Genomic DNA, 22,867 nt, shown 5'->3' with positions numbered 1-22,867 from the left:
CGGAGAAACTTGTTCCTGCAACGGCTGTTGTAATCGCTGACCATCTTCATTTCCTCGTAAATCTCCTTTGGCGTAGTGCCGCAGAGATTGTAAAAGAGAAGCGTTTTACCGAGTTTTCCCTCTCTAAAAATATATTCCAGTGCATTGTTACCATGCGCGATAGCTTTACATTTTCCTATCATTCTCCATCAGATTTAAGAGTTTAATTGCCCTTTCCTCAATACGGTATTTGGGATTAAAGAAACGCTTAAATGCTTCCCTTGCCAAATAGGAAAGGCTTTGAGTAATCAGTACCCACGCATCATCCTTTACCTTGATAAGGTTGGAAACATGTGTAAAGAAGTAGGCCGTTCGTCTCAACACCTCTATGGCTTCCTTTTCATTGTCCGTCATCTTAGGAATGGCAATTACCTCACCATTAAGGAGTATCTCACGGCAGTAATCTGAGAACTTCCGGCCTGTGCTTTCTGCCTTTGATTTAATTCGCTGCTTTTCCTCTAAGGTGCATCTTACCTTGATGAACTCCGTTTTGTTCATCCGCTGTTCTTTCTTCTCCTGCTGCTGCCATCGGGCAGTCTTGCTATTGTATCTGTTCATATAAAAGTCCTCTTTTCGTTATTTCTTAATTCCTGATGGCTGACCGATGAGAACGGAGTGATTACGGTCTAACCTCCCCGATAGTCTGACAAGGGGAGCAAGCGCAGTTTGTGGGTACAAACTGACGTCTTGCAATGTCAGTGATAAGACCATTTACGCACGAGGCGTTTTGCAGCCGAAAAGTGAATGCCGTGCATTCTGTGTTTAACTGTGTTCGTGGTGTTCTCATCATTCAGATGTCTGCTTGCTAAAAATATGATGTCATATTTGCCCAAATATGACGTCTCATTTACGAGAATATGACATCATATTTTAATGCGATAGTAGGATTAGAGCGGGAAATAAATCTTTTGAAATTCCTTCCTCGTCCCTTTTCCTGCGGTTTACAGCTTTCTCCATTTCTCTATGTCCTCACCGTATTCCTCCAAATGCGTGCACACGAGGTTCTCCACAAAACTTGAAAGGTTGCTGCCCCTGTCGCCCTGCTCAGATAAACCGCCTTTCGGTCGTTCAACTTTGTAGGAACAAGGAAAGTCTGTTTATAGGCTTCGAGCGTTCCCCGTCTCATCTTGGCACTGATACGCCGTTGAACGGTTGCATTCTCTGTGTGCAGTGTAGGTTCGGATGGCTCGGAAACTATTACTTCTCGGCAATCTGTTTCCTTTGATGGAGCTTTTGCCTGTGGTTGTTCTTCCACCTCGTCTTCTGTATCTCCCAAGTAGTATGTAAGACTTCTCCTTTCTGTCCTTTCATTACTTTCCTGTCTGTTCATGTTGAACGCGTCTTTTATGGATTGGTCTATCTCCTCTCTGCTTGCTTTTATCTTTTTCATTGCTCTATCGTATTTTTAGTTTGACTTGTTTGGGTTTATTGTTTGTTTTTGGAGCTTTCTCCAGCTTTTTCTGTTGCTCACGAACACGGCTGACATGATACTCGTTGAGGTCTTTAAAGTTCTTGTAATATCGGGACATATCCTCGACATTAAAGCCTGCCTTTATCAGCTCTTGTATTGCTCTCCGCCCCGCGTCGTCGTTATCAAGGAAAGCCTGAATATGAGTTAGATTGTGGGCGTTTAGATAGTGAACTGTCCTTGCCACATTGCTTACGGAGTTCATCACAAGGCAGTAGTTATTTACTTCTTCTTTCATTGAAAGGAAAGAGAGAAAGTCCATAAATCCCTCAAACAGACAGACGGGCTGCGCTTTGTTCTCAAATATCGGAGTGATGTTCTTTGGGGCAATCGTTCCTTTGAACGTCTTGTCGTCCCGAAGTTCATAGCCGCCCGAGAGGTTGGCAAAGCCTATGGCTTCGTATCTTCTTCCCCTTACCTCATAGCTGATACATTTGAGAAAGGGCAATGCCTTTTCCAAATTGATGCAGCGCTCATTTGTAAGATACTCCTGCAAAGGTGGCGGCAAAGTGTCTGATACATCTATTAATCTCCTTACCCCGTTTACCATTTTCTCTTTTGGCAGTCTGATACTGCCATTGCTGCTGTATGCCTTTTCCTTTGAGGGTTCGACATTGTTGCACGTTGTATCAAAGGAAGTGGTCTGCCCCAAACGGCAGATGGCTTCCGACAGCGTGCAGCCCTCCAATCGCATACAGAGGTCGATGATGCTTCCACCCCTGCCTTCGGCATAGTCTATCCAAAGATTCTTCTGCGTGTCCACCTTGAAACTCGGATGTGTTTCTTCACGAAGTGGTGAACGGTACAGGGCATAGGCAGGTGTCCTGCGTACTGGCTTGATGCCTTTCCTTTCAAGATACGCCACAATGGGATATCGCTTGATGAGTGATAAATCTTCTTCTGTCATTGTCATAAACTTTAAATGGTTGGATAATTCTTATTTGAATAATAATGGTTGGTTTGAATGATATTTGAATGTTGTTTGAATAAAATTCTCTTTTCCGAAGTTTTCCCCTCCAAACTTTTTTACCTTTCTTCTTACTACATACTATTTTAATATAAGTAATTGATAATCAGCAATAGTTAGTAGTATGTGGAGATACTACACATACTACTACATCTGGCTACTACAAGTTTGAATGAGTGGACATGGCAAAATTTTTCTAATCTTGTAGACATAGATGGGATTCCCACCGTTTCTTCGCTTACTCATCTTTATATATCCTGCTTTCTTCAAGGCTTCGCCCATACGTTTGGCAAGAAGTGGCTGGTGGGTATAAACACCCAAATAGGTGAGTATCTCCGTTGTGGTCATTAACAAATAGTTCTCGTCCTCCGTTGGCTTCTCAAAACAACGCAGCAAGAGTTCCATCTCTGCTGTCTGTACTTGGAAGTCCTCGCTCTCCCGATACAGTTCGGCTATCTCGTCATCGTCAAACCAATAGCGGAATCCTGACCTTAACAGGGCTTTGGCTTCTGTATAGACTTTATCCATCGAAATAGCCTTTGCTCTTTCTATGTCAATGGAGAGTACCTCAAAAGGCAAAAAACGTCTGCTGCCTGTCGGGTCGGTAAGAAAGTCGTTGCCGTTCACCGATGCCACGAAACTTGCCAAATGAGGATGTTCCTCCACATATTTGTCATAGGGCATGCGATATTTAACCATCGGACAGGTAATGAGGTTCTTCAGTTCGTTTTCGTCCCGTTTGTTGAGGGCTTTAAGCTGGTCGTCAATGTTTACGATAAGATTCTGCCCGATATAGGTAAGTGTGTCCTTCTCCTGCGGATATATCTTGCCCGTATAACTGTAACCGTGCAATGCCGGTGGACAGAGCAAGTCAAGGAAGGTCGTCTTGAACTTGCCCTGCTCGCCTGTCAGCACAAGACAGGTATGGTTACGGCACTCGCGGTCGTCCATTGCATTGTCAACCACTGCCACAAGCCATTTGGTGAGATACGGCAGCCACTTGTCAGAGTTGCGCACGGCAACACAGCTTGCCAAATCGGGAATAGCCTTCAATGAAAAGGAAGAAGGCACAACACTACCATTGCAACTACCACCACAGCTACTGCCGTCGCCTATATCTATCATCGGCAATCCCTTGAAATACTCCTGTATGGGATTGATGCGTGGAGAGAAACTGCTCTCAATGATAGAGTATAGATTATCGGAAGAAGTAACAATACCGACATCGTTGTCAAGTTCCCTGCGGAGCGTATTGATTTCATAACGACCGACCTTTGAGAAGTGAGCATCGTTCTTGCCACGATATTCGGTTCTTCCCAACACTGTATTGTATCTGAACTCATAACAGGAGGATAGATAGGCTTCTATCTCTGCATTCTTGGACGAGCTACCCCTGCGATTGTGATTTTGCTTGTCGTTTATATTGCCTGCATCTGCTTCTCTTTTCATTATTTCCTTGAATTGGTTTCCAAGAGTGAAGTTAGGGTGAGAATGCGTAACTCCCAAGCATTCAGAGACTTCTTGCATAATGTTGCATCAGTCTGCTGCTAAATTCTTAGGGAAGCAAGTCAAAAAGAAGAGCATTTATTGCCTCATTAAGCAAAAATCGGATGGTAAGAAGAAAAGGTTGGCTGAAATATCGATGTCGTTGTTTGCTTTCAGATGCAGTCGTTTGCTTTGATTATCTTGTTAGCCTCATTTGAATGGTGACGAGAATATCAAACTGTCTCTTTTATCCTAATCGTAGCGCCACAAGCTGCCACTTGAATGAAAAGTGATGGAATAAGAAATGTCCTATCTTAATTTTGCAATGAAAGGAAGAAAACGGGGTAGGAAAACGCAAATGCAAGCCGATGGAACGGATTGCTCTTTTCCCTATTATTCCCGATACTTCCCTACTGTTCTCTGCTACTTTGAGAGGCATACATACGCTATTATCTTTGCAGGTGGAAACAGGAAAAAGCCTGAAACAACAAACAATAAAACAAGATAAGATTATGAACTATTACGTCATTACAGAAACCAATTGGGCAAAGCTGCGAGATGAAATCTTGAGCCTTGCCGAGAGCTGCCACAAGGCATTCGGGGAACAGAGCAGGTACACCTATCCATCGGACTGTAGATAAGTAACAAACAATTATAAATTCAATGCTTATGAAAATAAAATTACAACTCAACATAGTTATGCCTCTACCTTGAAAGCTAAAATCTCCAGAATAGAAGAACATAATGAACAATAAACTTGGTCAGTTACGAGAACTGATAAGGGCAAAAACGTCTTAGTTCATTCTGAACAATGGAGACAAGAGGGATTGGTAAGATTAGCGAGTAACGAAAATGAATTGAATTGTCATATCTTATATTTGAGAAATCATACTAAATCCTGCAATGATATTATCCTTTATCTAACAGGACGATTTACCGAGATTTTACTAAAATATTTCTGGGACAAGATTGGTTCATTTGAAATTGTAGATTAAATCTCAAAAGCCTCTTAAATAAAAAGGGTTGTAGTCTGTAGTTGTATGGTAGTAATGATAGAATTTACCAACCAAATACGGCGCAAACCTTTTTCTTTCACCGCGTTATCCTTTATTGTAGTTATGTAGTAAGATAATATCGGTGAAAGAAAAAGAAATGTTTCAGCTATCCGTCTTGCCGATTAAGAATATCGGTGTTATGATGTTTGCCGGGCGGCATATTTCCCTGCAAATGTACTTTATGAACAGATGGACCTCCGTGCTGTCCAACTGAAAGGACAGGGCAATGATGGTTGAGAGCGGATAAAGCGGCGCATAGCCTCTTAGTTGTCCGTTTACGAAAACTTCTTCCTCACCTGCATCCCTTTCTTCAAGGTGCAGGTGAGAGGTTTTGATGAGCTGTTGCAAGTGATAATTGAGTTTTCTCCATGTTACACCGAAGAAATCTACGAGTTCGCCTTCCGTCATAGCTATATCGCCATTTCCCTTGCGAACGATTTGCATCTTATCGCTCCATTCAAAATAGCTGCGGTCTCTTTTTGCTTGATGATGATTGACGTTCATATCGCTTCCTCCTTTGCTTTCTCCTTTTGATATTTCCTAATCAGTCTGTCCATATCCTCCGAAATCTTATTATCGGTTACCTGCGCATAGATTTGTGTGCTGGCGATAGATGCGTGTCCCATCATCTTGGCAATGCTCTCTATGGGAATGCCGGCACTCAAACTCATCGTGCCGAACGTATGCCTTGCCATGTGGTAGGACAGCCGCTCTTTGATGCCGCAAGCTCTTCCTACGATGCTTAGCTTGGCTGCCATCACACTTCGGCTGCAATCACGGGGAAAGACAAGGCTGTCTGTCCTTGTTTCAGTTTCACCTTTTTCTTTCACCGATTGCATTCCTCCATTTCTTTCCTGTTCAGCCTTGCAATGTTCGATGATGACTTCGGCTATCGGATGCAAAGGCACGACAAACTCCACCTTTGTCTTCTGCCGTTCCTTGCGGATGTACTTTTGTCCGTCCGCTGCCGTTTGGATATGCCCATATTGCAGGTGCTCCATGTCGGCAACAGCCAAGCCTGTAAAGCAAGCGAAGATGAACATCAGCCTTGCCTGTTCTGCTTCCTTGTCGTTTACTTTCAAAGCTATGAGTTTGGCCACATCGTTCTTTTGCAGAAAGCGTATCTTCTGTTCCGTTTTCTCGTACTTGTCATTCTCAAAGGGATTGTACCTGATAATCCTCTGGCTGACCGCACGGTACATCAACCTGCTTAGCCAGTAAAGATAGCGGTTGATGGTTGCAGCTGCCAGTCTCTGCTTTTTAAGATAAAAGCGGTATTCTTCAAACAAATCTTCCGTAATGACAGTAATGGGTATATCCTCGTTTCCTCTGTCCTTGACAAACTTCGTGAGCATCTTGTCAGAGTAATACAGGTTCTGATAAGTTCCCTCCGTCTTTGACTTCCCCACGCATTCTTTGACGGATTGCAGTTCTACCCTGCTCATGGCAAGCAGCGTTGTCGGATGGGTGGCAATGCCCTGCAAGCAGTTCTTGATTAGCTCCACGCTGACCACTCCGTCCCTCGTCAGTAAATCCCGATAAGTCTTTTCTACAAGCTCTCTGAACTCTGTTAACTTTTTGTTTTTTCTTTTGTCGGTAGTCTGTCCTTGTTTGGGGTTCCACTCTGCCGGCAGGCATTCCTCTCCTGTGGTTATGGCGGAACTCTTCCCATCTATGGTAATACGGCAGAGAATGGTAGTCCTTCCGTCTGACTTTGTCTTCTGTCTGTTGATATAGAACAGTATCTTGAATGTACTTCTCATTGTCTTGATGGTTTTGTATGTATATCTTTTATTGAAAATGATGTTGAATGAAAGCAATTGGTCAAATCACCAACTGCAAATCTTCTGTGAAAGAAAGGAAGCGAGCGAACTCCTCAAAGAGTTTTTGCGGTGTCACCTTTGCATAGCGTTCGGTCATACTTACGTTCGTATGTCCGAGCATCTTGCTCACCGTTTCGATGGGTACGCCCTGTTCCAAGGTGATAAGGGTGGCAAAAGTGTGCCTTGCTGTGTGCGTGGTAAAGGGAAAAGCGATACCTGCCCGCAGTCGTAAGGCTTTCAGGCAAGACTGATAAGCGGGATATTTAATGAATGGGAGCAATGTTTCCCTTTCATCGCTGTGCATTTTCTCGATTAGCTGGATAGCTTCGGGCAATAATTTGATGCGACAAAGCACACCCGTTTTCTGCCGATTGAACTTCAACCACAAACTGCCTGCATCATCATGGACAAGATGCTTCTTGCTTAGTTCCATCAAATCACAATAGGCTGCACCAGTATAACAGGCGAAGAGAAACACATCACGAGCTGTTTCCATTTCCTCTTCCAAGTCATCAAAGCGGAGAGCCTTTAACTTCTCCAAGGCTTCCCTGTCGAGTGCTTTCGGCGTTTTCTTGTCTCCACGTTCTATATGCGCTTTGTCAAACAGAAATGTATCTGCTATTCCCTCACGATAAGCAAGCCTACAGACAGTCTTCAAATCTGCTGCCACTCTGAAGAATGTGCTTTGCTGATGACCGAGTTCGCCAAGACAAAATGCTTGTAATTCGTAGATAAAGCTTTCTGTAAGCTGCGAGAATGCCAAGTCCGAAACATAATACTTCTTCTGTATAAACTCCTGCAATCGTTTTCGAGTGGAATAATAGGTGGACATAGACTCTTTCTTGATGTCTATACCGATATGACTTTCTTTCTCCTTGATGAGCATATCCAATCTTTCGATAAGCATACATCTTGCCTGCACGCTGCCTTGAAACTGCTCCTTTACATCGGTTGCATCAAATGGGCAACCTTTTGAAAACAAGGATTGATAAGCTGATTGAATGGAAAGCAGTAGGTTCTCCAACTTGCCGTTAATCTCCACCACCTCGCGGCTCTTGCCATTCATACGACTCTCACGTGGATTCCACAAATCGGGAGTACAAGATAGTTTACAACTAAATTGGGCAATGGAACGCCCTATGGTTATTCGTCCCATAATCGGAGCCTTGCCCGACTTGTCCAAACCACTCTTTTTAAGGTAGAGCAACACCTTCATTTTCTCTGTTTTCATACGCTTTAATATTTGTGGGTAAAGTTACCCGAATTAAAGCGTTCCTCATTTACGCAGAAAACTGCCGACCACAGCAACAGCCACACGAGTGAAAATAATTCAGTTACCGAATACTGCACCATCGTTACCTGCATCAAAACAAGGTAATGCTCTGGTAACTGAACTTCTGCCTAAATCTGCACTTTCCTGCCTTTTACGAATAGAAACGTATTGTGCAAATTAGAGCATTTCCTCCTCATTATCAGTTAGTTTACATCAATATCGATATTTCTTCATTTTCGTTGATTAGTTACATGCTGAAAAGTTTCTTCATGGGATTTAAAATAATAAAAAATGATTCATAAGATTGCCCGATTATAAAAGACAAAATACTCGTACACATATCGAAAAGTATATAGAAAAAATAACAGAATAGCATATTTGTGGCTGTAATCCTAATTAAAACATCAATAAAATAATTTTGTTATTATATCATATAATATATAAAAAGAGGAAATCAATAACTAACTTCCTCTCGGTGACTCCGCTGGGATTCAAACCCGGAACCTTCTGATCCGTAGTCAGATACTCTATTCAGTTGAGCTACGGAGCCTTCCTTTCTTATTGCTGATCTTATTGAGTGACTCCGCTGGGATTCAAACCCGGAACCTTCTGATCCGTAGTCAGATGCTCTATTCAGTTGAGCTACGGAGCCATTCTTGATTAGCGTCGGCAAAGGTAGTTACATTTTTCGTAACTGCCAAATGTTTTACGATGTTTTTACTTGATTAAATCGATGCTGCGCTTCAAGAAAGCATCAAGCGATGCACCTTTCAACATTCCGTTTTGAAGTAAGGCCAGATCTATAAGTTGGTGAACAACCTGATTGTTTTTAGCATATTCAGACAAAATCTTCGTCTTTTTCTCACGTTGTTCATCAAGACTCTTCTCCGTATTTTGAATATCGTCACGCTCTTCCTGTGTTATTTCTTCTTGTTTTTTCTTGCTCTGTGCTTGCCGCAGAGCAGCAAGGCGGGCTTGAAGTCCTTTCAATTCACTTTCAATCGGTTTCAATGCTTCTGTCGTTGAGGCATCTGTATCGGCAAGAATATTCCTCACCAATTCGTGATCACTATTCAAAACAAGTGTATAAGAATCTGGCATTTGTTGATAGAAGCCCATGCCGCTTTGGAACCTGCTCATATCTTTCATACGGCGCATATATTCGTTCTGCGTGATCAGGACTGGCTGGTTGTCCACTCCAAGACTTTGTACTTCGACATTGAAGTTTGCCTTATTAAGTTTAGGTATCTGTGTACGGAATACCTGTGACAGTTTGTCACGTTCTTCTTCCGAAAGCGTACTTTCAGTTGCATCCTTTTTTACAATGATACGTTCAATAATATCGCTATCCACGCGTACAAAGCGACTTTTTTCGAACTTCTCTTCCAATAACGAAATTGCAGGAACGTCGAGTTGTCCATCGAGAACTAAAACACTATAGTCCTTTTGCTTTGCTGCTTCTATATATGTATATTGATCTTCTACATTGGTAGCATAAAGGTAAATCAACTGTCCGTCCTTGTCCGTTTGATTATCTTTGATGTGATTTCTATATTCATCAAATGTAAAATATTTGCCTTCAGTGTCTTTCAACAATGCAAAGTCTTTCGCACGATCATAAAAAGTAGTCGTTTCTGAAAGCATACCGTAATTGATGAAAAGTTTCAGATTATCCCACTTCTCCTCATAGTCCTTTCGGTTTTCCTTGAAAAGGCTTTGTAAGCGGTCGGCTACCTTTTTGGTAATGTAAGTGGAAATCTTCTTGACATTGTTATCGCTTTGGAGGTATGAACGACTTACATTCAAAGGTATGTCTGGTGAATCGATAACACCGTGCAACAGTGTGAGGAACTCCGGTACGATACCTTCAACTTGATCGGTAACAAAAACTTGATTACAATAAAGTTGTATTTTATTTCTCTGCAGATCTAAATTGTTGGTGATGCGTGGAAAATAGAGTATTCCTGTCAGATTAAATGGATAGTCAACGTTCAAATGAATCCAAAACAACGGTTCATCTTGCATGGGGTAGAGCGTACGATAGAAGCTCTTATAATCTTCATCTTTAACACTACTTGGCGCTTTTGTCCAAAGAGGCTCCACATTATTAATAATATTATCCTCCTCAGTATCTACCTGTTTGCCATCTTTCCATTCTGTTTTCTTACCAAAAGCAATTGGAACGGGTAGAAATTTACAGTATTTATTCAACAGTGACTCAATACGCGGACGTTCAAGAAATTCCTTGCAGTCGTCATCTATATAAAGAATAACATCTGAACCATGATCATCACGTTCTGCTTCTTCTATTGTAAAAGAAGGACTTCCGTCACAACTCCACTTTACAGCCTTTGCTCCATCCCGATAACTCTTAGTAATAATCTCAACTTTCTTGCTTACCATAAAGCTCGAATAGAAACCAAGACCGAAATGTCCGATAATAGAATTGGCATTCTCTTTATATTTGTCAAGGAAATCATTTACACCAGAGAATGCTATTTGATTGATATACTTATCAATCTCTTCTTCTGTCATACCTATGCCATGGTCGCTGATTGTAAGCGTACCATTTTCCTTGTCAAGAGTTATATGTATGGTAAGATTGCCCAATTCTCCTTTAAAATCTCCTTGAGTTGCAAGTGTTTTCAGTTTCTGTGTTGCATCAACAGCGTTAGAAACCATTTCACGAAGGAAAATCTCATGATCTGAATAGAGAAACTTTTTAATGATAGGGAAGATATTCTCCGTTGTAACCCCTATATTGCCTTTTTGCATAATTATGATGTATTTTAATAATTTCAACATCATCTTATACAAATAGCGTGCCAAAACTATCTGTTTATAGCTATATCTTGTAATATCTCGCCTAATGTGGGATGCGTATGAATAATATCGGCAAAATGGGATAGAGTTATTTCACAATTCATTAGTGCAGCAATCTCCTGTACCATATCTGCAGCATGCGCTCCATAAATATGGCACCCGATGATCTTATCGTTTCGATTATCCGTTATAATTTTCACCATACCTTCCGAAACATCACTTGCCAAAGCCTTACCGTTAGTACGATAATACCCCTTGTATTCCTTACTGTCAATACCTTGTACTGCACATTGGTCAGCCGTCAGCCCCACGCAAGCAGCTTCCGGAGCTGTGAAAACGGCAGCAGGCATGATATCGAACCGAATACTGTCGTTTTTTCTTAAAATATGATTGACGGCACGAAAACCCTGAAATATCGCTGCATGAGCAAGCATCTGTCTACCATTTACATCACCAATAGCATAGATATGGGGGATGTTTGTTTGCATATTATCATTTACCGGAATACCTTTTCCGCTATATTCCACGCCGGCATTTTCAAGATTTAGCTCTTTCACATTGGGTACTCTTCCCGTTGCGACAAGAACTGTATTCGCTATAATCGTAGCTTTTTTTCCTTTTCTTTCAAAAACAACACTATCATCAGTAATAGCTTTAACAGAAGACTGGAGATAGAATTTTATGTTTCTTTTCTCCAAACATTTGCGTAACCGTTTGGCAATATCGCTGTCCATTGTAGGCAAACATTCATTCATAAACTCTACAAGAGTAACATTACTGCCAAACTTTTGAAATGCAGAAGCAAATTCCATTCCTATTACACCGGCACCTATAATACAAAGATTTTTCGGGATATGTTCAAAATCGAGTAATTCTGTGGAAGTAACAACGCACTTAGAGCCAATCCCGTCGATAGGAGGGAGTTTTGCGTGTGCACCTGTCGCAATGATTATATTATCGGCTGTAAATTCATCTTCACCTACTTTGATAGTCTTTGCATCTTTAAAAAAGCCTTTTCCCTGCTGCACGAATGTAATACCGGGTTGCATCATTAGTGTTTCAATACCGTTGCGCAACTGTTCGACAACATGTTTTTTGCGTTCAAAGATACGCCGGAAATCACTACAATCTCCAATTTCAGCATCATGTGCATAGCATTTCGTAGGAATACATCCAATGTTCAGACAGGTACCACCTGCATGTTTGTTTTCGATTATAGTTACGGTAAAACCATGCTTTACAGCATATTCGGCTGCGCGATATCCACCGGGACCACAACCTATGATTATAAGATCAGTCTTTGTCATTTATCAATTGTTTATAAGTAAGGATAGGATGTTTGGCGGCCAACACATCGTCTACACGAGATATTGGTGCTGTATGTGGCGCTTTTTTTACGATTTCCGGCATCTCAGATGCTTCTTGAGCTATCTTTCTCAAAGCTTCTATAAAGCCATCAATGGTATTCTTACTTTCATTCTCGGTAGGCTCGATCATCATAGATTCGTGGAAGAGCAACGGAAAATAGATGGTAGGAGCATGATAGCCGTAGTCGAGAAGACGCTTTGCCACATCCATCGTTGTTACCCCAGTACTTTTGTCTTTTAGTCCATTGAATACAAATTCGTGCTTACATAGGCCTTCTATCGGTAATTCGAAAACATCTTTAAGCGACTCTTTGATATAGTTTGCATTTAAAGTTGCAAGCGAACCGACTTTCTTCAAATTCTCTTTACCAAGTGTAAGGATATAGGCATAAGCACGAAGTTCTACAGAAAAATTACCATGATAGGGATTGACAATCGGGAAAAAGCGTTCCAAACCTTTGCGTACACCTACAGGCCCGCTCCCCGGACCACCTCCTCCATGAGGAGTAGAGAATGTTTTATGAAGGTTAAGATGTGTTACATCGAAGCCCATATCTCCCGGTCGACATTCGCCAAGCATAGGGTTAAGATTGGCACCATCATAATATAAGAGTGCTCCACAGGCATGAACGAGCTCTGCTATTTGGGGTATATCTTTTTCAAACAGCCCTAAAGTGTTGGGATTTGTCATCATCATAGCGGCGACAGTGTCATCCAATAGCTCACGAAGATCATCCATATCGATGATACCTTCGGGAGTACTCTTCACTTCCACGACATCAAGTCCGCAGACTGCAGCCGATGCAGGATTGGTACCATGGGCCGAATCGGGTACAATAACTTTGGTACGCTTACAGTCGTTCCTACTTTGGTGGTAAGAACGGATAATCATCAATCCCGTAAGCTCGCCATGAGCTCCTGCACAAGGATTGAGTGTGAAGCTGTTCATGCCCGTGATTTCCGAGAGAGCATGCTGTAAATTTTCGTATACTTCATATGCTCCTTCTACTGTATCTTGTGGTTGAAGCGGATGCAAATTGCAAAAAGCCGGATGATTGGCAATCTCTTCATTGATACAGGGATTGTACTTCATTGTACACGAACCGAGAGGGTAAAAGCCATTGGCTACACCAAAATTATTTTCACTATGATTAGTATAATGCCTTACAACCGTCAATTCATCACACTCAGGAAGTACTGCATCTTTAGTTCGGCACTGTTCTTTAGGCAATTCATAATGTCCAAAATGGTTTTTTGGTAGACTATAGCCACGCCGACCGGTATGAGATAACTCAAAAATCAGATTACTGTATAACTTATTATTCATGGCACAAATCTATTAAACGGTCTATTTCTTCTCTACTTCTTTTTTCGGTTACGGCAAACATGATTGTATCATTGGCAACTTTGATTCCCCCGAAAATCCCATGATCGATAAGATGTTTTTGCAGTTTATCCACATCTCCATCGTAGCGCATACAACATTCATTGAAAAAGGGCCTGTCGTAAGCCAAAACAAAATGGCCAGTCTTATTTAACTGTTCACATAGGTAATGCGCCCCGTCATATGACATTTGAGCCGCTTCTTTCAATCCCTGTTTACCCATAAGCGACATATAAATGGTAACCCATAGCGCCATAAGCGACTCATTGGAGCAGATGTTAGAAGTTGCTTTCTGTCTTCTGATATGCTGTTCGCGTGCCTGCAAAGTAAGTACAAAAGCACGCTGCCCGTTCCGATCCACCGTCTTGCCAACGATACGTCCCGGCATTTTACGCATTAGCTTTTCAGTACAGCACATGTAACCCACATATGCACCGCCCCAAGACATCGGTATTCCGAGTGATTGTCCATCGCCTACGGCAATATCTACGCCCCATTCGCCCGGTGTTTTCAGCAATGCAAGGTCGGCAGCTATACTGTTCATAATAAATAGAGCTTTCTGTTCGTGGCATAATTCGGCAAAACCGCTATAATCTTCTATAATTCCAAAATAATTGGGTTGTTGCACTACGACACCGGCAACGCCCCCCTTGCCGAGTCTTTCCTGCAAATCGTTTTTATCGGTTATACCGCCTGTTGCAGCTATCATTTCTATTTCAATCCCATGAAAGAATGCATAAGTCTTGACAACATTAAGAACTTTGGGATCAAGTGTACCACTGACAAGCACTTTATTCGCTTTTTTTCCCATATTTCCGGCCATCAACACCGCCTCGGCCGTAGCTGTAGAACCATCATACATCGAAGCATTCGACACATCCATGCCTGTAAGTTCCACCATCATCGACTGGTATTCGAAGATATAGTGCAAGGTGCCTTGTGATATTTCGGCTTGATAAGGAGTGTAACTCGTAAGAAATTCGGAACGCCCGACGATAGATGGAATTACCGCCGGAGTATAATGATCATACACACCGGCACCGGCAAAACAAATCAACTGCTTGTTTTTAGCCCCCAGCGTGTCGAAAAAACGGCGCACTTCTATCTCGCTCTTTTCTTCGGGAAGGTGATATTCGCGACGGAAACGTATGCATTCGGGCACCTCGGAATAAAGATCATCTAAAGATTTTATGCCGATCTTCTGCAACATCTGCTCTATATCTTCCTCCGTATGTGGGAAATATTTGTAGTTCATTGGTCGTAGTTCGTGTTTTGATACGGCAACTATACAGATACAGTCGGTATGGGTGCCGTATCTTTATCGTGAATTGTCTATTGGTTGCAAAAATCTTCGTAAGCCTTAGCATTCATTAGTTTATCGAGTTCTGCCTTATCGGAAAGCTCTACTTTGATAATCCAGTTACCGAAAGCATCTTTATTTAAAAGTTCCGGAGTATTTTCGAGTGCCTCGTTCACCTCAACGACAATGCCACTCACAGGAGAAATCAGGTCGCTTGCAGCCTTCACACTTTCCACAGCTCCAAAATCTTCATCAATCGTAACTTCATCGTCTATTTCGGGCATATCCACATATACGATATTTCCAAGTTCGTGCTGGGCATAATCTGTAATACCGATATAACCGAAATCCCCTTCAACCTTCACAAATTCATGTGACTCCGAATAATAGAGTCCTTCAATAATTTTTGCCATATTATTTCTATTTTTAATTGTTTAATCTTTCTTTTTATCAAAATGCTCCTACAGTCTGTCGAATTTAAGCAGCCATCTGTCGAACACAGGTAATGTATATGTATGGCATAGATCATCTATCTGTCAATAATAGAGAGTGCATATTACAGATACTGTTCGCAGACCTCGGCCCATACGATTTATTTCTTATAATGTTTATCGTAGAACTTCTTCTTGACTACAATGGCTGGGAAAAGTTTTTTGCGTATCTGTATGTCTACTTCGGTACCAATCTTCGTGTACTCCGTATCGATGAGGGCAAAGGCGAAACTATGGTCTACGCTGATACCACGGTAACCGGTTGTAATTATTCCGACTTGCTTACCATCTTTCATCACGGCATAGCCGTGGCGAGGTACAGCACGGTCTTCCAAAGCAAGACCTACGAGTTTTTTATCCACCCCGTGAGTCTTTTGTTTGATAAGGGCTTCTTTGCCGATAAATTCTTCTTTATCCAACTTGCAAAACATGCTTAATCCGGCCATAACAGGAGAAATTCCTTCCGATAATTCATTACCATAAAGAGGTAATCCGACTTCAAATCTGAGCGTGTCACGGCATCCAAGTCCGCATGGCTTACAGCGATTGCTTGCCATAAGTTTATCCCATTGGTTTCGGATAAAACTATGCGAACCGTATATTTCGAACCCGTCTTCGCCCGTGTAGCCCGTACGACTGATAATCACGGTTTCTCCCTCAAGCTCCAATGTTTTTGCTGTATAGAACACGAGTTCTTTGCATGGAATACTTAAAACTTCTTCAACAACGGCTTCTGCTTCCGGGCCTTGCACGGCTAACTGACCGTAGTAATCTGAACAGTGATCGATGGCGACGTCGAAGCCTTCAGCATTTTCGCGCATCCAATCTATATCTTTACCGATGTTGGCAGCATTGATAACGATAAAAAACTCATTTTCTGCCATCTTATAAACGAGCAGATCATCTACCGTTCCGCCATCTGCATAGAGCATCATTCCATAGAATACTTTCCCTATCGGGGCATTCGTAATATCATTGGTGAAGATGTGATTGACGTAGCGTTCGGCATCTATGCCTGTTACATATACTTCACCCATGTGGGAAACATCGAAGACTCCGCAGTGACAACGCACAGCATTGTGCTCTTCGATGATGGAGGAATATTGGATAGGCATATCAAAACCGCCGAAAGGCTGCATGAGTGCTCCGAGAGCAACATGCTTGTCGTGAAGACAGGTTTGCTTGGTTTCCATATTGTTTAGGTATTTTTAAATTAGTTCTTTTTTAAAGTAGGTCGACGAAATCTTGCTTTCGCAGGTGAAGTATTATATCATCTATGCGGTCGGGGAGAGCTTTCGAGATTGCTTCCTTATTATACGGTGTGTTTTGCAAAGGTTGCAGAATGCGGTTATCTATGTCGCCCGTCAGAAAGTAATCGCCCATGATATTGATATTTTTTATTATATTATTCTTCAATTCCATACGTATTTCCAGCTCACCAACATCGTTTATCCGCTGTTTCTTGATCATTGTGTAGCGCGGATTATTACCATAAATGAACTCATCCGCAAGATATTCCTTTTCTATCTCCTCTATGTTCCTGATATCTTCGGCCGTAAGTTTAAGCTCACGTTTACAAAGGTTACGCCTTACAAAATCTTTAAATTCGGATAACGTGAGCCGAGTGTAGTCTTTCAGCAATGCAATATGCTGGCGTACACTCTTCACCCCTTTACTCACAAGCTTATTGTCGGACGGCGTGATACTGGCCACCATATTTTGCATGTCTGTGTCATAAAGCATCGTTCCATGTACAATACTGCGCCCGGGGATATGATAGAATGCGTTTCCAGACACCTTTTTCCCATCAATCATGATATCGTTTCTACCGCTTGCTACGGCGTCTACTCCCATTTTCTGCAATACTTCTACAACAAGTTGAATATATTTGTTGAAAGTAAAACTCACGTTTTCATCTTTTGTAATATATGAAAACATCACATTGTTCATGTCGGCATATACGCATCCGCCACCGCTTTTTCGCCTGTACATACTTATATTGTTACTTCGGCAATATACTGTATTTACTTCGTTCTCAATGAGTTGGTTGCGTCCGAATATCACAGAGGGACGTACTTGCCACATGAAAAAGCAGTCGTCCTCATCCAAATGGCGTGCAATATATTCTTCCATTGCGAGATAGAAGCTTAAACGCCTGTCTTTTTCGGGTATGCTAATGTAAACCATCAGTACGTAGTTTTAAGTATCTTCGATTGCAAATATACATAATATTTATCGATATGACCAAGGAAAAGTAGAAAGAATATAGGTGAAAGACCTATACAAAAGCGATAACATTTTTTATTTATAACGGAGACGGAAAATAATGTGAGACAGCTTACACATTAAGCAGTAAAGATTTAAGTGCCTGAAAGTCCGCATTCATTGTCAGGCTTTGCTTTTTGCCTTCGATGAATGTAGCGAGGCGTTCAGGTATCTCGATATTGGTTTTCAGGATATCGTCTACTTTTTCTTTGAACTTTGCCGGATGGGCAGTCTCGAGGAATATGCCGACTTCATGCGGTTTTAATTTCTCGGTCAGCGCACGGTAAGCACATGCGCCATGTGGATCGAGAACATATCTTGTCTGTTCGTAGCATTTCTTGATGGCTTCCCTGATTTGATTGTCAGTATATGCAACTCCCGTGATATGTTTCCTGATGGTTTCCCATGAATGGTTGTAGAGATCGAGAATACGTGCGAAATTACTGGGATCACCAACGTCCATAGCATTAGCAATTGTCTGTTTGCTTGGTTTTGATTTATAGTCTCCCGTCTGTAGATATTGATAGAACACGTCGTTAGCGTTGTTGGCGGCGATGAAACTTTTTATGGGTAACCCCATCTGCTGTGCAAAGAGACCTGCCGTGATGTTTCCGAAATTTCCGCTCGGTACGCATACAACGAGATTATCGGCTTTTCGCATTCGTTTCATCTGGGCATAGGCATTGAAATAGTAGAATGCTTGTGGTAGGAAACGGGCCACGTTGATGGAGTTAGCAGATGTAAGGTTAAGCCTGCAGTTGAGTTCTTCGTCCATGAAAGCTGCCTTTACAAGCGCTTGACAGTCATCGAATGTACCGCTGACTTCGATGGCTGTAATGTTCTTTCCCAACGTTGTGAACTGGCTTTCCTGTATCTTACTGACTTTTCCAGCAGGATAAAGTACATAAACACGAATACCGTCTACACCTAAAAAGCCATTGGCAACGGCCGATCCTGTATCGCCGCTTGTTGCGACAAGCACTTTTATTTCTTCTTTTCTTTCTTGCCGGATGAAATGTTGTAGGAGTCTTGCCATAAATCTTGCCCCGACATCTTTGAACGCAAGGGTGGGGCCGTGAAAAAGTTCGAGCGAGTAGATATTATCGACAACTTCTACACAAGGAACGTCGAACGATAGTGTATTGTAAACGATTTGCCGTAGGGCAGTGGCTTCTACATCCTCACCGAAAAATGCTTGCGCTACAATATAGGCAATCTCTTGAAACGGTATGTCTTGTATATGTTCGAAGAAATCCGCCCCGAGAGGTTCGATCCATTCCGGCATATAGAGCCCACGGTCGGGAGCAAGTCCTCTTATTACCGCGTCACATAAGCCCGCTAATGGTGCATTCTTATTGGTCGAATAATATTTCATTATGGAATTGAAGCGTTTATAGTTAATTTTCGGAAAGTGTTTAAAACCTCATGAATATGTTCATGAATTGTTCGAGATGAAGAAGGCCATATGAACCATGTGCGCAACTTACTTCATCATACGTTTGTACATCATCGGGAATAATCCCCGGATACCATATTAGAAAAGGAACGGGCTCTTTTACATGCGTTCTTATCTCGACAGGGGTAGGGTGGTCGGGCAATACTGCGATGCAGACAGGCTCTGCCCATTCCTTCACCTTATTATATATCGGACCTACAATTCTGCAGTCAAGATATTCTATCGTCTTTAGTTTTAGTTCAAGATCACCGTCGTGCCCCGCCTCATCACTTGCCTCAATATGAAGAAAGACGAAATCGCCCGTTTTCAATGCCCGTATTGCCGCTTCGGCCTTTCCTTCGTAATTGGTATCGGCAAGACCAGTTATTCCTTCTACTTCAACACGATGCAATCCAGCATACTTTCCTATTCCTCTGATCAAATCAACTGCAGAGATAACAGAACCTTTCATCATCTGCGGGTATATCTCTCCCAAAGGTTTCATCGTAGGTCTGTAGCCGCCACTCCATGGCCAAATGCTGTTTGCCATATCCAACCCTCTTTTTGCACGTTTTTTGTTAAACGGATGTTCGGAAAGGAGTTGCTGCGACTGCAGGATTAAACTGTTAATAAGATCGGCGGTGGCTTGCCCTGTCATTCTTTCTCCATCAGCTTTATTTGCCCAGCCATCCTCCGATCGTACCAGTAAAGGCCTCCACGCCTCATTCGGGTGGTCATGCGGGGGAGTACATAAGATATGTTTGTTGCCGTTTTTTATAATTAATAGGTGACGATACTGAATACCCGTGATGAATTTGATCCGGTCGTTTCCAAGTTTATCATTCAGATATCGGATAAACATATCGCCTTCTTCTGTCTTCAGATGTCCGCCGTGATGATTTTTAATAATACCATTCTCAAGACAGATAATGTTACATCGCAAAGCGAGATCGTCACTATGCATATCGTAGCCGATAGAAGCAGCTTCGAGAGGTCCTCTACCTTCATACACTTTGTTAAGATCATACCCCAAAATAGAGGTATTCGCGACTTCAGAGCCCGGTAAAAATCCCTCAGGAATAGTCATAAGCCTCCCTGTACGTCCATTCTTTGCAAGCAAATTCATATAGGGAGTATTGGCATATTGCAGAAGTGTCTTGCCTCCCAAACGTTCTATCGGATGATCTGCCATTCCGTCGCCAAGTATAATAATATGTTTCATATATGTTTCGTAAAAACGATTCTTTAAATATTTGCTATCGACATGATATTTGCAAACACGCCCGCTGCGGTAACACTTGCCCCAGCACCGTAGCCTTGTATTTGCATGGGATATTCCTTATATCTCTCTGTCGTGAGAAGCACGATATTGTTGCTTCCTTCTAAATTATAGAAAGGGTGTGTGCTGTCTACTGTCTGCAGAGCAACATTCGTTTTACCGTGATCCATTGTCGCAACAAAGCGCCAATGCTTCTTCTGTTCTTCTAAAAGTTTACGTTTCTTTTCAAATTCTTCATCAAGAATAGGCAGCTTTTTCCAAAAATCTTCTACAGTTCCTCTAAAAAAATCATCGGGTACGAAGAGATGTTTTTCCACATCTTCCTGTTCTACTTTATATCCGGCTTCACGAGCCAGTATGACAAGTTTTCGAATAACATCGGTGCCGCTTAGATCAATACGTGGATCAGGTTCGCTGTATCCCTGCTCTTTGGCACGTTTTACCGTTTCCGAGAAAGGAACATCAGCTGCAATCTCATTGAATATAAAATTAAGAGTTCCGCTCAATACAGCCTCTATCTTTAGTATTTTATCTCCAGAATTACGTAAATCGTTAATTGTACCGATAATGGGAAGCCCAGCACCGACATTTGTTTCATATCTGAATTTCACACCGCGGGCCAAAGCAGTTTGCTTCAGTTTTATGTAATCGCTGTATTGAGATGATGCTGCAATCTTATTGGCAGCCACAACGCTGATATTATTCTCAACCAAAGTTTGGTATAAAGAAGCTATTTCCTTACTTGCTGTGCAGTCTACGAATACGGAATTGAATATATTCATTCCTACTACATTATCGCGGAGGCTTGTAACATTACTTGGTTCAGAATGTTTTAGAGCATCAAAATAAGTATCAAGGCTTATCCCATCACGGTTGAATACCGCATTCCTTGATGTGGCTATACCTACGACATTCAACTTCAAGCGGCTATGCTCTTTCAGCTCTTCATATTGTGAACGTATTTGTTCCAGCAGCTTTCCGCCAACAGTTCCGACACCACATATAAAAAGATTCAACACTTTGTATTCCGATAAGAAGAATGAGTCGTGTATGACATTGAGGGATTTTCTTAAAGACATGTTGTCCACAACGAACGAAATATTTGTTTCACTCGCTCCTTGCGCACAAGCTATCACACTGATGCCGCTTCTACCCAAGACACCAAAAAGTTTGCCTGCTATGCCCGGTGTGTGCTTCATATTTTCACCGACAATAGCGATTGTAGCAAGATTGCTCTCTGCATGCATAGGGAACATGGCACCCATTTCTATCTCTTTGGCAAACTCTCGGTTTAACACATCCACAGCTTGTTGAGCATCTATATCGCGCACACCGATAGAAGTTGAATTCTCTGAAGAGGCCTGAGAAACCATAAATACGGATATTCCACGTTCAGCCAATGCTGTAAAGATGCGTCGGTTCACGCCAATGACACCTACCATGGAGAGACCTGTAACAGTAATTAAAGTAGTTCCTTTTATACTCGAAATACCTTTGATCGGTTTACGATCATTGGCTATCCTATTCTTGATAATTGTTCCCCGACTATTCGAATTAAACGTATTTTTTACTCTAATAGGGATATTCTTGATGCACACTGGATATATTGTAGGAGGATATATCACCTTAGCCCCGAAATTACAAAGCTCCATGGCCTCAATATAACTCAATTCATTTATAGTATAGGCTGTTTTTATCACCTTGGGATCGGCTGTCATAAAGCCATCTACATCTGTCCATATCTCCAACATTTCAGCATCAAGTGCTGCAGCGATAATGGCAGCAGTATAGTCTGATCCGCCTCTTCCGAGGTTTGTTGTCTCCGAGGTGTTCTTATCACGACTGATAAATCCGGGAACAAGTGATATACGGGGCAGATCTACAAAGATTTCTCTAACGAATTTGTTAGTAAGTTCGCTATCTAAAGTGTGCTTTCCATGCTTACGTTCTGTTTTTATAAAATCTCGTGAGTCAAACCACTTAGCCCCTTTGATCAAGGTAGCTACAATTTTTGAACTCAGTCTTTCGCCATAACTAACAATCGTATCTTGAGTTTTCTCACTTAAGTCGTGTATCAAAAAGACGCCATAATATATTGATTTTAATTGTTCAAATAGCGAATCTACTGCGTTGAACAAGTCTTCTCTGCTCTTAGGCTCTGTGATAATTGTATCTATCATCTTATGATGACGGTCTACCATTGCGCTAAATTCATCTTTCCATGTATTATCACCTTGCAAAGCCAATTGCCCTGTAGATATTAATTTATCGGTAATCCCCCCGAGTGCACTCACTACAACGATTATAGGTTGCCGTTTTGCTTCTTTCTCTACAATGCGTTTTAAACTTAAAATACTCTTTACGGAACCAACAGATGTTCCACCAAATTTTAGTACTTTCATTTTTCTATCTA

The 22,867-nt window shown here is 41.8% G+C and carries 16 protein-coding genes, 2 tRNA genes and 3 pseudogenes; 1 reads left to right on the top strand and 20 read right to left on the bottom strand.

Translation table 11 applies throughout. The features are described from left to right. The 5 genes and pseudogenes from BN3912_RS11970 to BN3912_RS06635 all read right to left on the bottom strand — a co-directional run. Positions 1 to 182: pseudogene (locus BN3912_RS11970) on the bottom strand (relaxase/mobilization nuclease domain-containing protein); the annotation flags it as partial. Then, a complete protein-coding gene (locus BN3912_RS06650) occupies positions 166 to 597 on the bottom strand; it encodes a plasmid mobilization protein (protein WP_023983094.1) in 432 nt (143 codons plus the stop codon). The pseudogene BN3912_RS11970 and the gene BN3912_RS06650, both read right to left, overlap by 17 nt. A gap of 383 nt (positions 598 to 980) precedes the next feature. After that, positions 981 to 1,429, bottom strand: a pseudogene (locus tag BN3912_RS06645) (DUF3408 domain-containing protein). 4 nt (positions 1,430 to 1,433) lie between these two features. After that, the gene (locus BN3912_RS06640) at positions 1,434 to 2,414 is read right to left on the bottom strand and encodes a toprim domain-containing protein (RefSeq protein WP_023983096.1); all 981 of its coding nucleotides are present in this window, start codon (positions 2,412 to 2,414) and stop codon (positions 1,434 to 1,436) included. Between the two features lie 207 nt (positions 2,415 to 2,621). After that, positions 2,622 to 4,001 (bottom strand): virulence-associated E family protein, encoded by a 1,380-nt coding sequence (locus BN3912_RS06635; protein ID WP_023983098.1) that lies wholly within the window; start codon positions 3,999 to 4,001, stop codon positions 2,622 to 2,624. A gap of 467 nt (positions 4,002 to 4,468) precedes the next feature. Here BN3912_RS06635 and BN3912_RS12180 point away from each other — a divergent pair. Next, positions 4,469 to 4,579: pseudogene (locus BN3912_RS12180) on the top strand (helix-turn-helix domain-containing protein); the annotation flags it as partial. Positions 4,580 to 5,116: 537 nt separating this feature from the next. Here the strand turns inward: BN3912_RS12180 and BN3912_RS06625 are convergent. The 15 genes from BN3912_RS06625 to thrA form a co-directional block, all read right to left on the bottom strand. Beyond that, positions 5,117 to 5,518, bottom strand: a complete 402-nt coding sequence (locus BN3912_RS06625; protein WP_023983100.1) for a hypothetical protein — start codon at positions 5,516 to 5,518, stop codon at positions 5,117 to 5,119. After that, the gene (locus BN3912_RS06620; RefSeq protein WP_023983101.1) at positions 5,515 to 6,777 is read right to left on the bottom strand and encodes a site-specific integrase; all 1,263 of its coding nucleotides are present in this window, start codon (positions 6,775 to 6,777) and stop codon (positions 5,515 to 5,517) included. The genes BN3912_RS06625 and BN3912_RS06620 overlap by 4 nt, the downstream gene beginning before the upstream one ends. Positions 6,778 to 6,838: 61 nt before the next feature. Continuing rightward, on the bottom strand, positions 6,839 to 8,068 hold the full coding sequence (locus tag BN3912_RS06615; protein WP_023983102.1) for a site-specific integrase: 1,230 nt from the start codon (positions 8,066 to 8,068) through the stop codon (positions 6,839 to 6,841). Between the two features lie 518 nt (positions 8,069 to 8,586). After that, a tRNA-Arg gene (locus BN3912_RS06610) sits at positions 8,587 to 8,660 on the bottom strand. Positions 8,661 to 8,688: 28 nt separating this feature from the next. Then, positions 8,689 to 8,762, bottom strand: a tRNA-Arg gene (locus BN3912_RS06605). 65 nt (positions 8,763 to 8,827) lie between these two features. Continuing rightward, entirely contained in the window at positions 8,828 to 10,885 is a 2,058-nt protein-coding gene (gene htpG, locus BN3912_RS06600; protein WP_023983103.1) for a molecular chaperone HtpG, read from the bottom strand. 56 nt (positions 10,886 to 10,941) lie between these two features. Then, positions 10,942 to 12,240, bottom strand: coding sequence for a dihydrolipoyl dehydrogenase (gene lpdA, locus BN3912_RS06595; protein WP_023983104.1), 1,299 nt, complete (start codon positions 12,238 to 12,240; stop codon positions 10,942 to 10,944). Further along, a complete protein-coding gene (gcvPB, locus tag BN3912_RS06590) occupies positions 12,227 to 13,627 on the bottom strand; it encodes an aminomethyl-transferring glycine dehydrogenase subunit GcvPB (protein ID WP_023983105.1) in 1,401 nt (466 codons plus the stop codon). The genes lpdA and gcvPB overlap by 14 nt, the downstream gene beginning before the upstream one ends. Continuing rightward, positions 13,620 to 14,939 carry an aminomethyl-transferring glycine dehydrogenase subunit GcvPA gene (gcvPA, locus tag BN3912_RS06585; RefSeq protein ID WP_023983106.1) on the bottom strand — a complete coding sequence of 440 codons (1,320 nt, stop codon included), beginning with the start codon at positions 14,937 to 14,939 and terminating at the stop codon, positions 13,620 to 13,622. Before gcvPA ends, gcvPB begins: the two co-directional genes overlap by 8 nt. A gap of 77 nt (positions 14,940 to 15,016) precedes the next feature. Continuing rightward, positions 15,017 to 15,397, bottom strand: coding sequence for a glycine cleavage system protein GcvH (gene gcvH, locus BN3912_RS06580; RefSeq protein ID WP_004370567.1), 381 nt, complete (start codon positions 15,395 to 15,397; stop codon positions 15,017 to 15,019). Between the two features lie 179 nt (positions 15,398 to 15,576). Next, the gene (gene gcvT, locus BN3912_RS06575) at positions 15,577 to 16,668 is read right to left on the bottom strand and encodes a glycine cleavage system aminomethyltransferase GcvT (protein ID WP_023983107.1); all 1,092 of its coding nucleotides are present in this window, start codon (positions 16,666 to 16,668) and stop codon (positions 15,577 to 15,579) included. Between the two features lie 31 nt (positions 16,669 to 16,699). Then, positions 16,700 to 17,662, bottom strand: a complete 963-nt coding sequence (locus tag BN3912_RS06570) for a lipoate--protein ligase (RefSeq protein WP_023983108.1) — start codon at positions 17,660 to 17,662, stop codon at positions 16,700 to 16,702. A 151-nt stretch (positions 17,663 to 17,813) separates the two neighbouring features. After that, complete coding sequence (thrC, locus tag BN3912_RS06565; protein ID WP_023983109.1) at positions 17,814 to 19,115, bottom strand: threonine synthase; 1,302 nt, start codon at positions 19,113 to 19,115, stop codon at positions 17,814 to 17,816. 40 nt (positions 19,116 to 19,155) lie between these two features. Then, positions 19,156 to 20,397, bottom strand: coding sequence for a cofactor-independent phosphoglycerate mutase (locus tag BN3912_RS06560; protein ID WP_023983110.1), 1,242 nt, complete (start codon positions 20,395 to 20,397; stop codon positions 19,156 to 19,158). 23 nt (positions 20,398 to 20,420) lie between these two features. Next, positions 20,421 to 22,856 (bottom strand): bifunctional aspartate kinase/homoserine dehydrogenase I, encoded by a 2,436-nt coding sequence (gene thrA, locus BN3912_RS06555; protein WP_023983111.1) that lies wholly within the window; start codon positions 22,854 to 22,856, stop codon positions 20,421 to 20,423. Positions 22,857 to 22,867: the final 11 nt, after the last annotated feature.

Origin of the sequence: Prevotella phocaeensis (assembly GCF_900065875.1) — a bacterium.
GTDB lineage: Bacteria > Bacteroidota > Bacteroidia > Bacteroidales > Bacteroidaceae > Prevotella > Prevotella phocaeensis.
The sequence above is the reverse complement of the archived record's forward strand: the minus strand, read 5'-3'. Positions and strand labels throughout refer to the sequence as shown.

Excerpts from the sequence above, each read along its gene's own strand:
- BN3912_RS06650 (WP_023983094.1), bottom strand. The coding sequence starts at position 597 with ATGAACAGATACAATAGCAAGACTGCCCGATGGCAGCAGCAGGAGAAG.
- BN3912_RS06640 (WP_023983096.1), bottom strand. The coding sequence starts at position 2,414 with ATGACAGAAGAAGATTTATCACTCATCAAGCGATATCCCATTGTGGCG.
- BN3912_RS06635 (WP_023983098.1), bottom strand. The coding sequence starts at position 4,001 with ATGCAAGAAGTCTCTGAATGCTTGGGAGTTACGCATTCTCACCCTAAC.
- BN3912_RS06625 (WP_023983100.1), bottom strand. The coding sequence starts at position 5,518 with ATGAACGTCAATCATCATCAAGCAAAAAGAGACCGCAGCTATTTTGAA.
- BN3912_RS06620 (WP_023983101.1), bottom strand. The coding sequence starts at position 6,777 with ATGAGAAGTACATTCAAGATACTGTTCTATATCAACAGACAGAAGACA.
- BN3912_RS06615 (WP_023983102.1), bottom strand. The coding sequence starts at position 8,068 with ATGAAAACAGAGAAAATGAAGGTGTTGCTCTACCTTAAAAAGAGTGGT.
- htpG (WP_023983103.1), bottom strand. The coding sequence starts at position 10,885 with ATGCAAAAAGGCAATATAGGGGTTACAACGGAGAATATCTTCCCTATC.
- lpdA (WP_023983104.1), bottom strand. The coding sequence starts at position 12,240 with ATGACAAAGACTGATCTTATAATCATAGGTTGTGGTCCCGGTGGATAT.
- gcvPB (WP_023983105.1), bottom strand. The coding sequence starts at position 13,627 with ATGAATAATAAGTTATACAGTAATCTGATTTTTGAGTTATCTCATACC.
- gcvPA (WP_023983106.1), bottom strand. The coding sequence starts at position 14,939 with ATGAACTACAAATATTTCCCACATACGGAGGAAGATATAGAGCAGATG.
- gcvH (WP_004370567.1), bottom strand. The coding sequence starts at position 15,397 with ATGGCAAAAATTATTGAAGGACTCTATTATTCGGAGTCACATGAATTT.
- gcvT (WP_023983107.1), bottom strand. The coding sequence starts at position 16,668 with ATGGAAACCAAGCAAACCTGTCTTCACGACAAGCATGTTGCTCTCGGA.
- BN3912_RS06570 (WP_023983108.1), bottom strand. The coding sequence starts at position 17,662 with ATGGTTTACATTAGCATACCCGAAAAAGACAGGCGTTTAAGCTTCTAT.
- thrC (WP_023983109.1), bottom strand. The coding sequence starts at position 19,115 with ATGAAATATTATTCGACCAATAAGAATGCACCATTAGCGGGCTTATGT.
- BN3912_RS06560 (WP_023983110.1), bottom strand. The coding sequence starts at position 20,397 with ATGAAACATATTATTATACTTGGCGACGGAATGGCAGATCATCCGATA.
- thrA (WP_023983111.1), bottom strand. The coding sequence starts at position 22,856 with ATGAAAGTACTAAAATTTGGTGGAACATCTGTTGGTTCCGTAAAGAGT.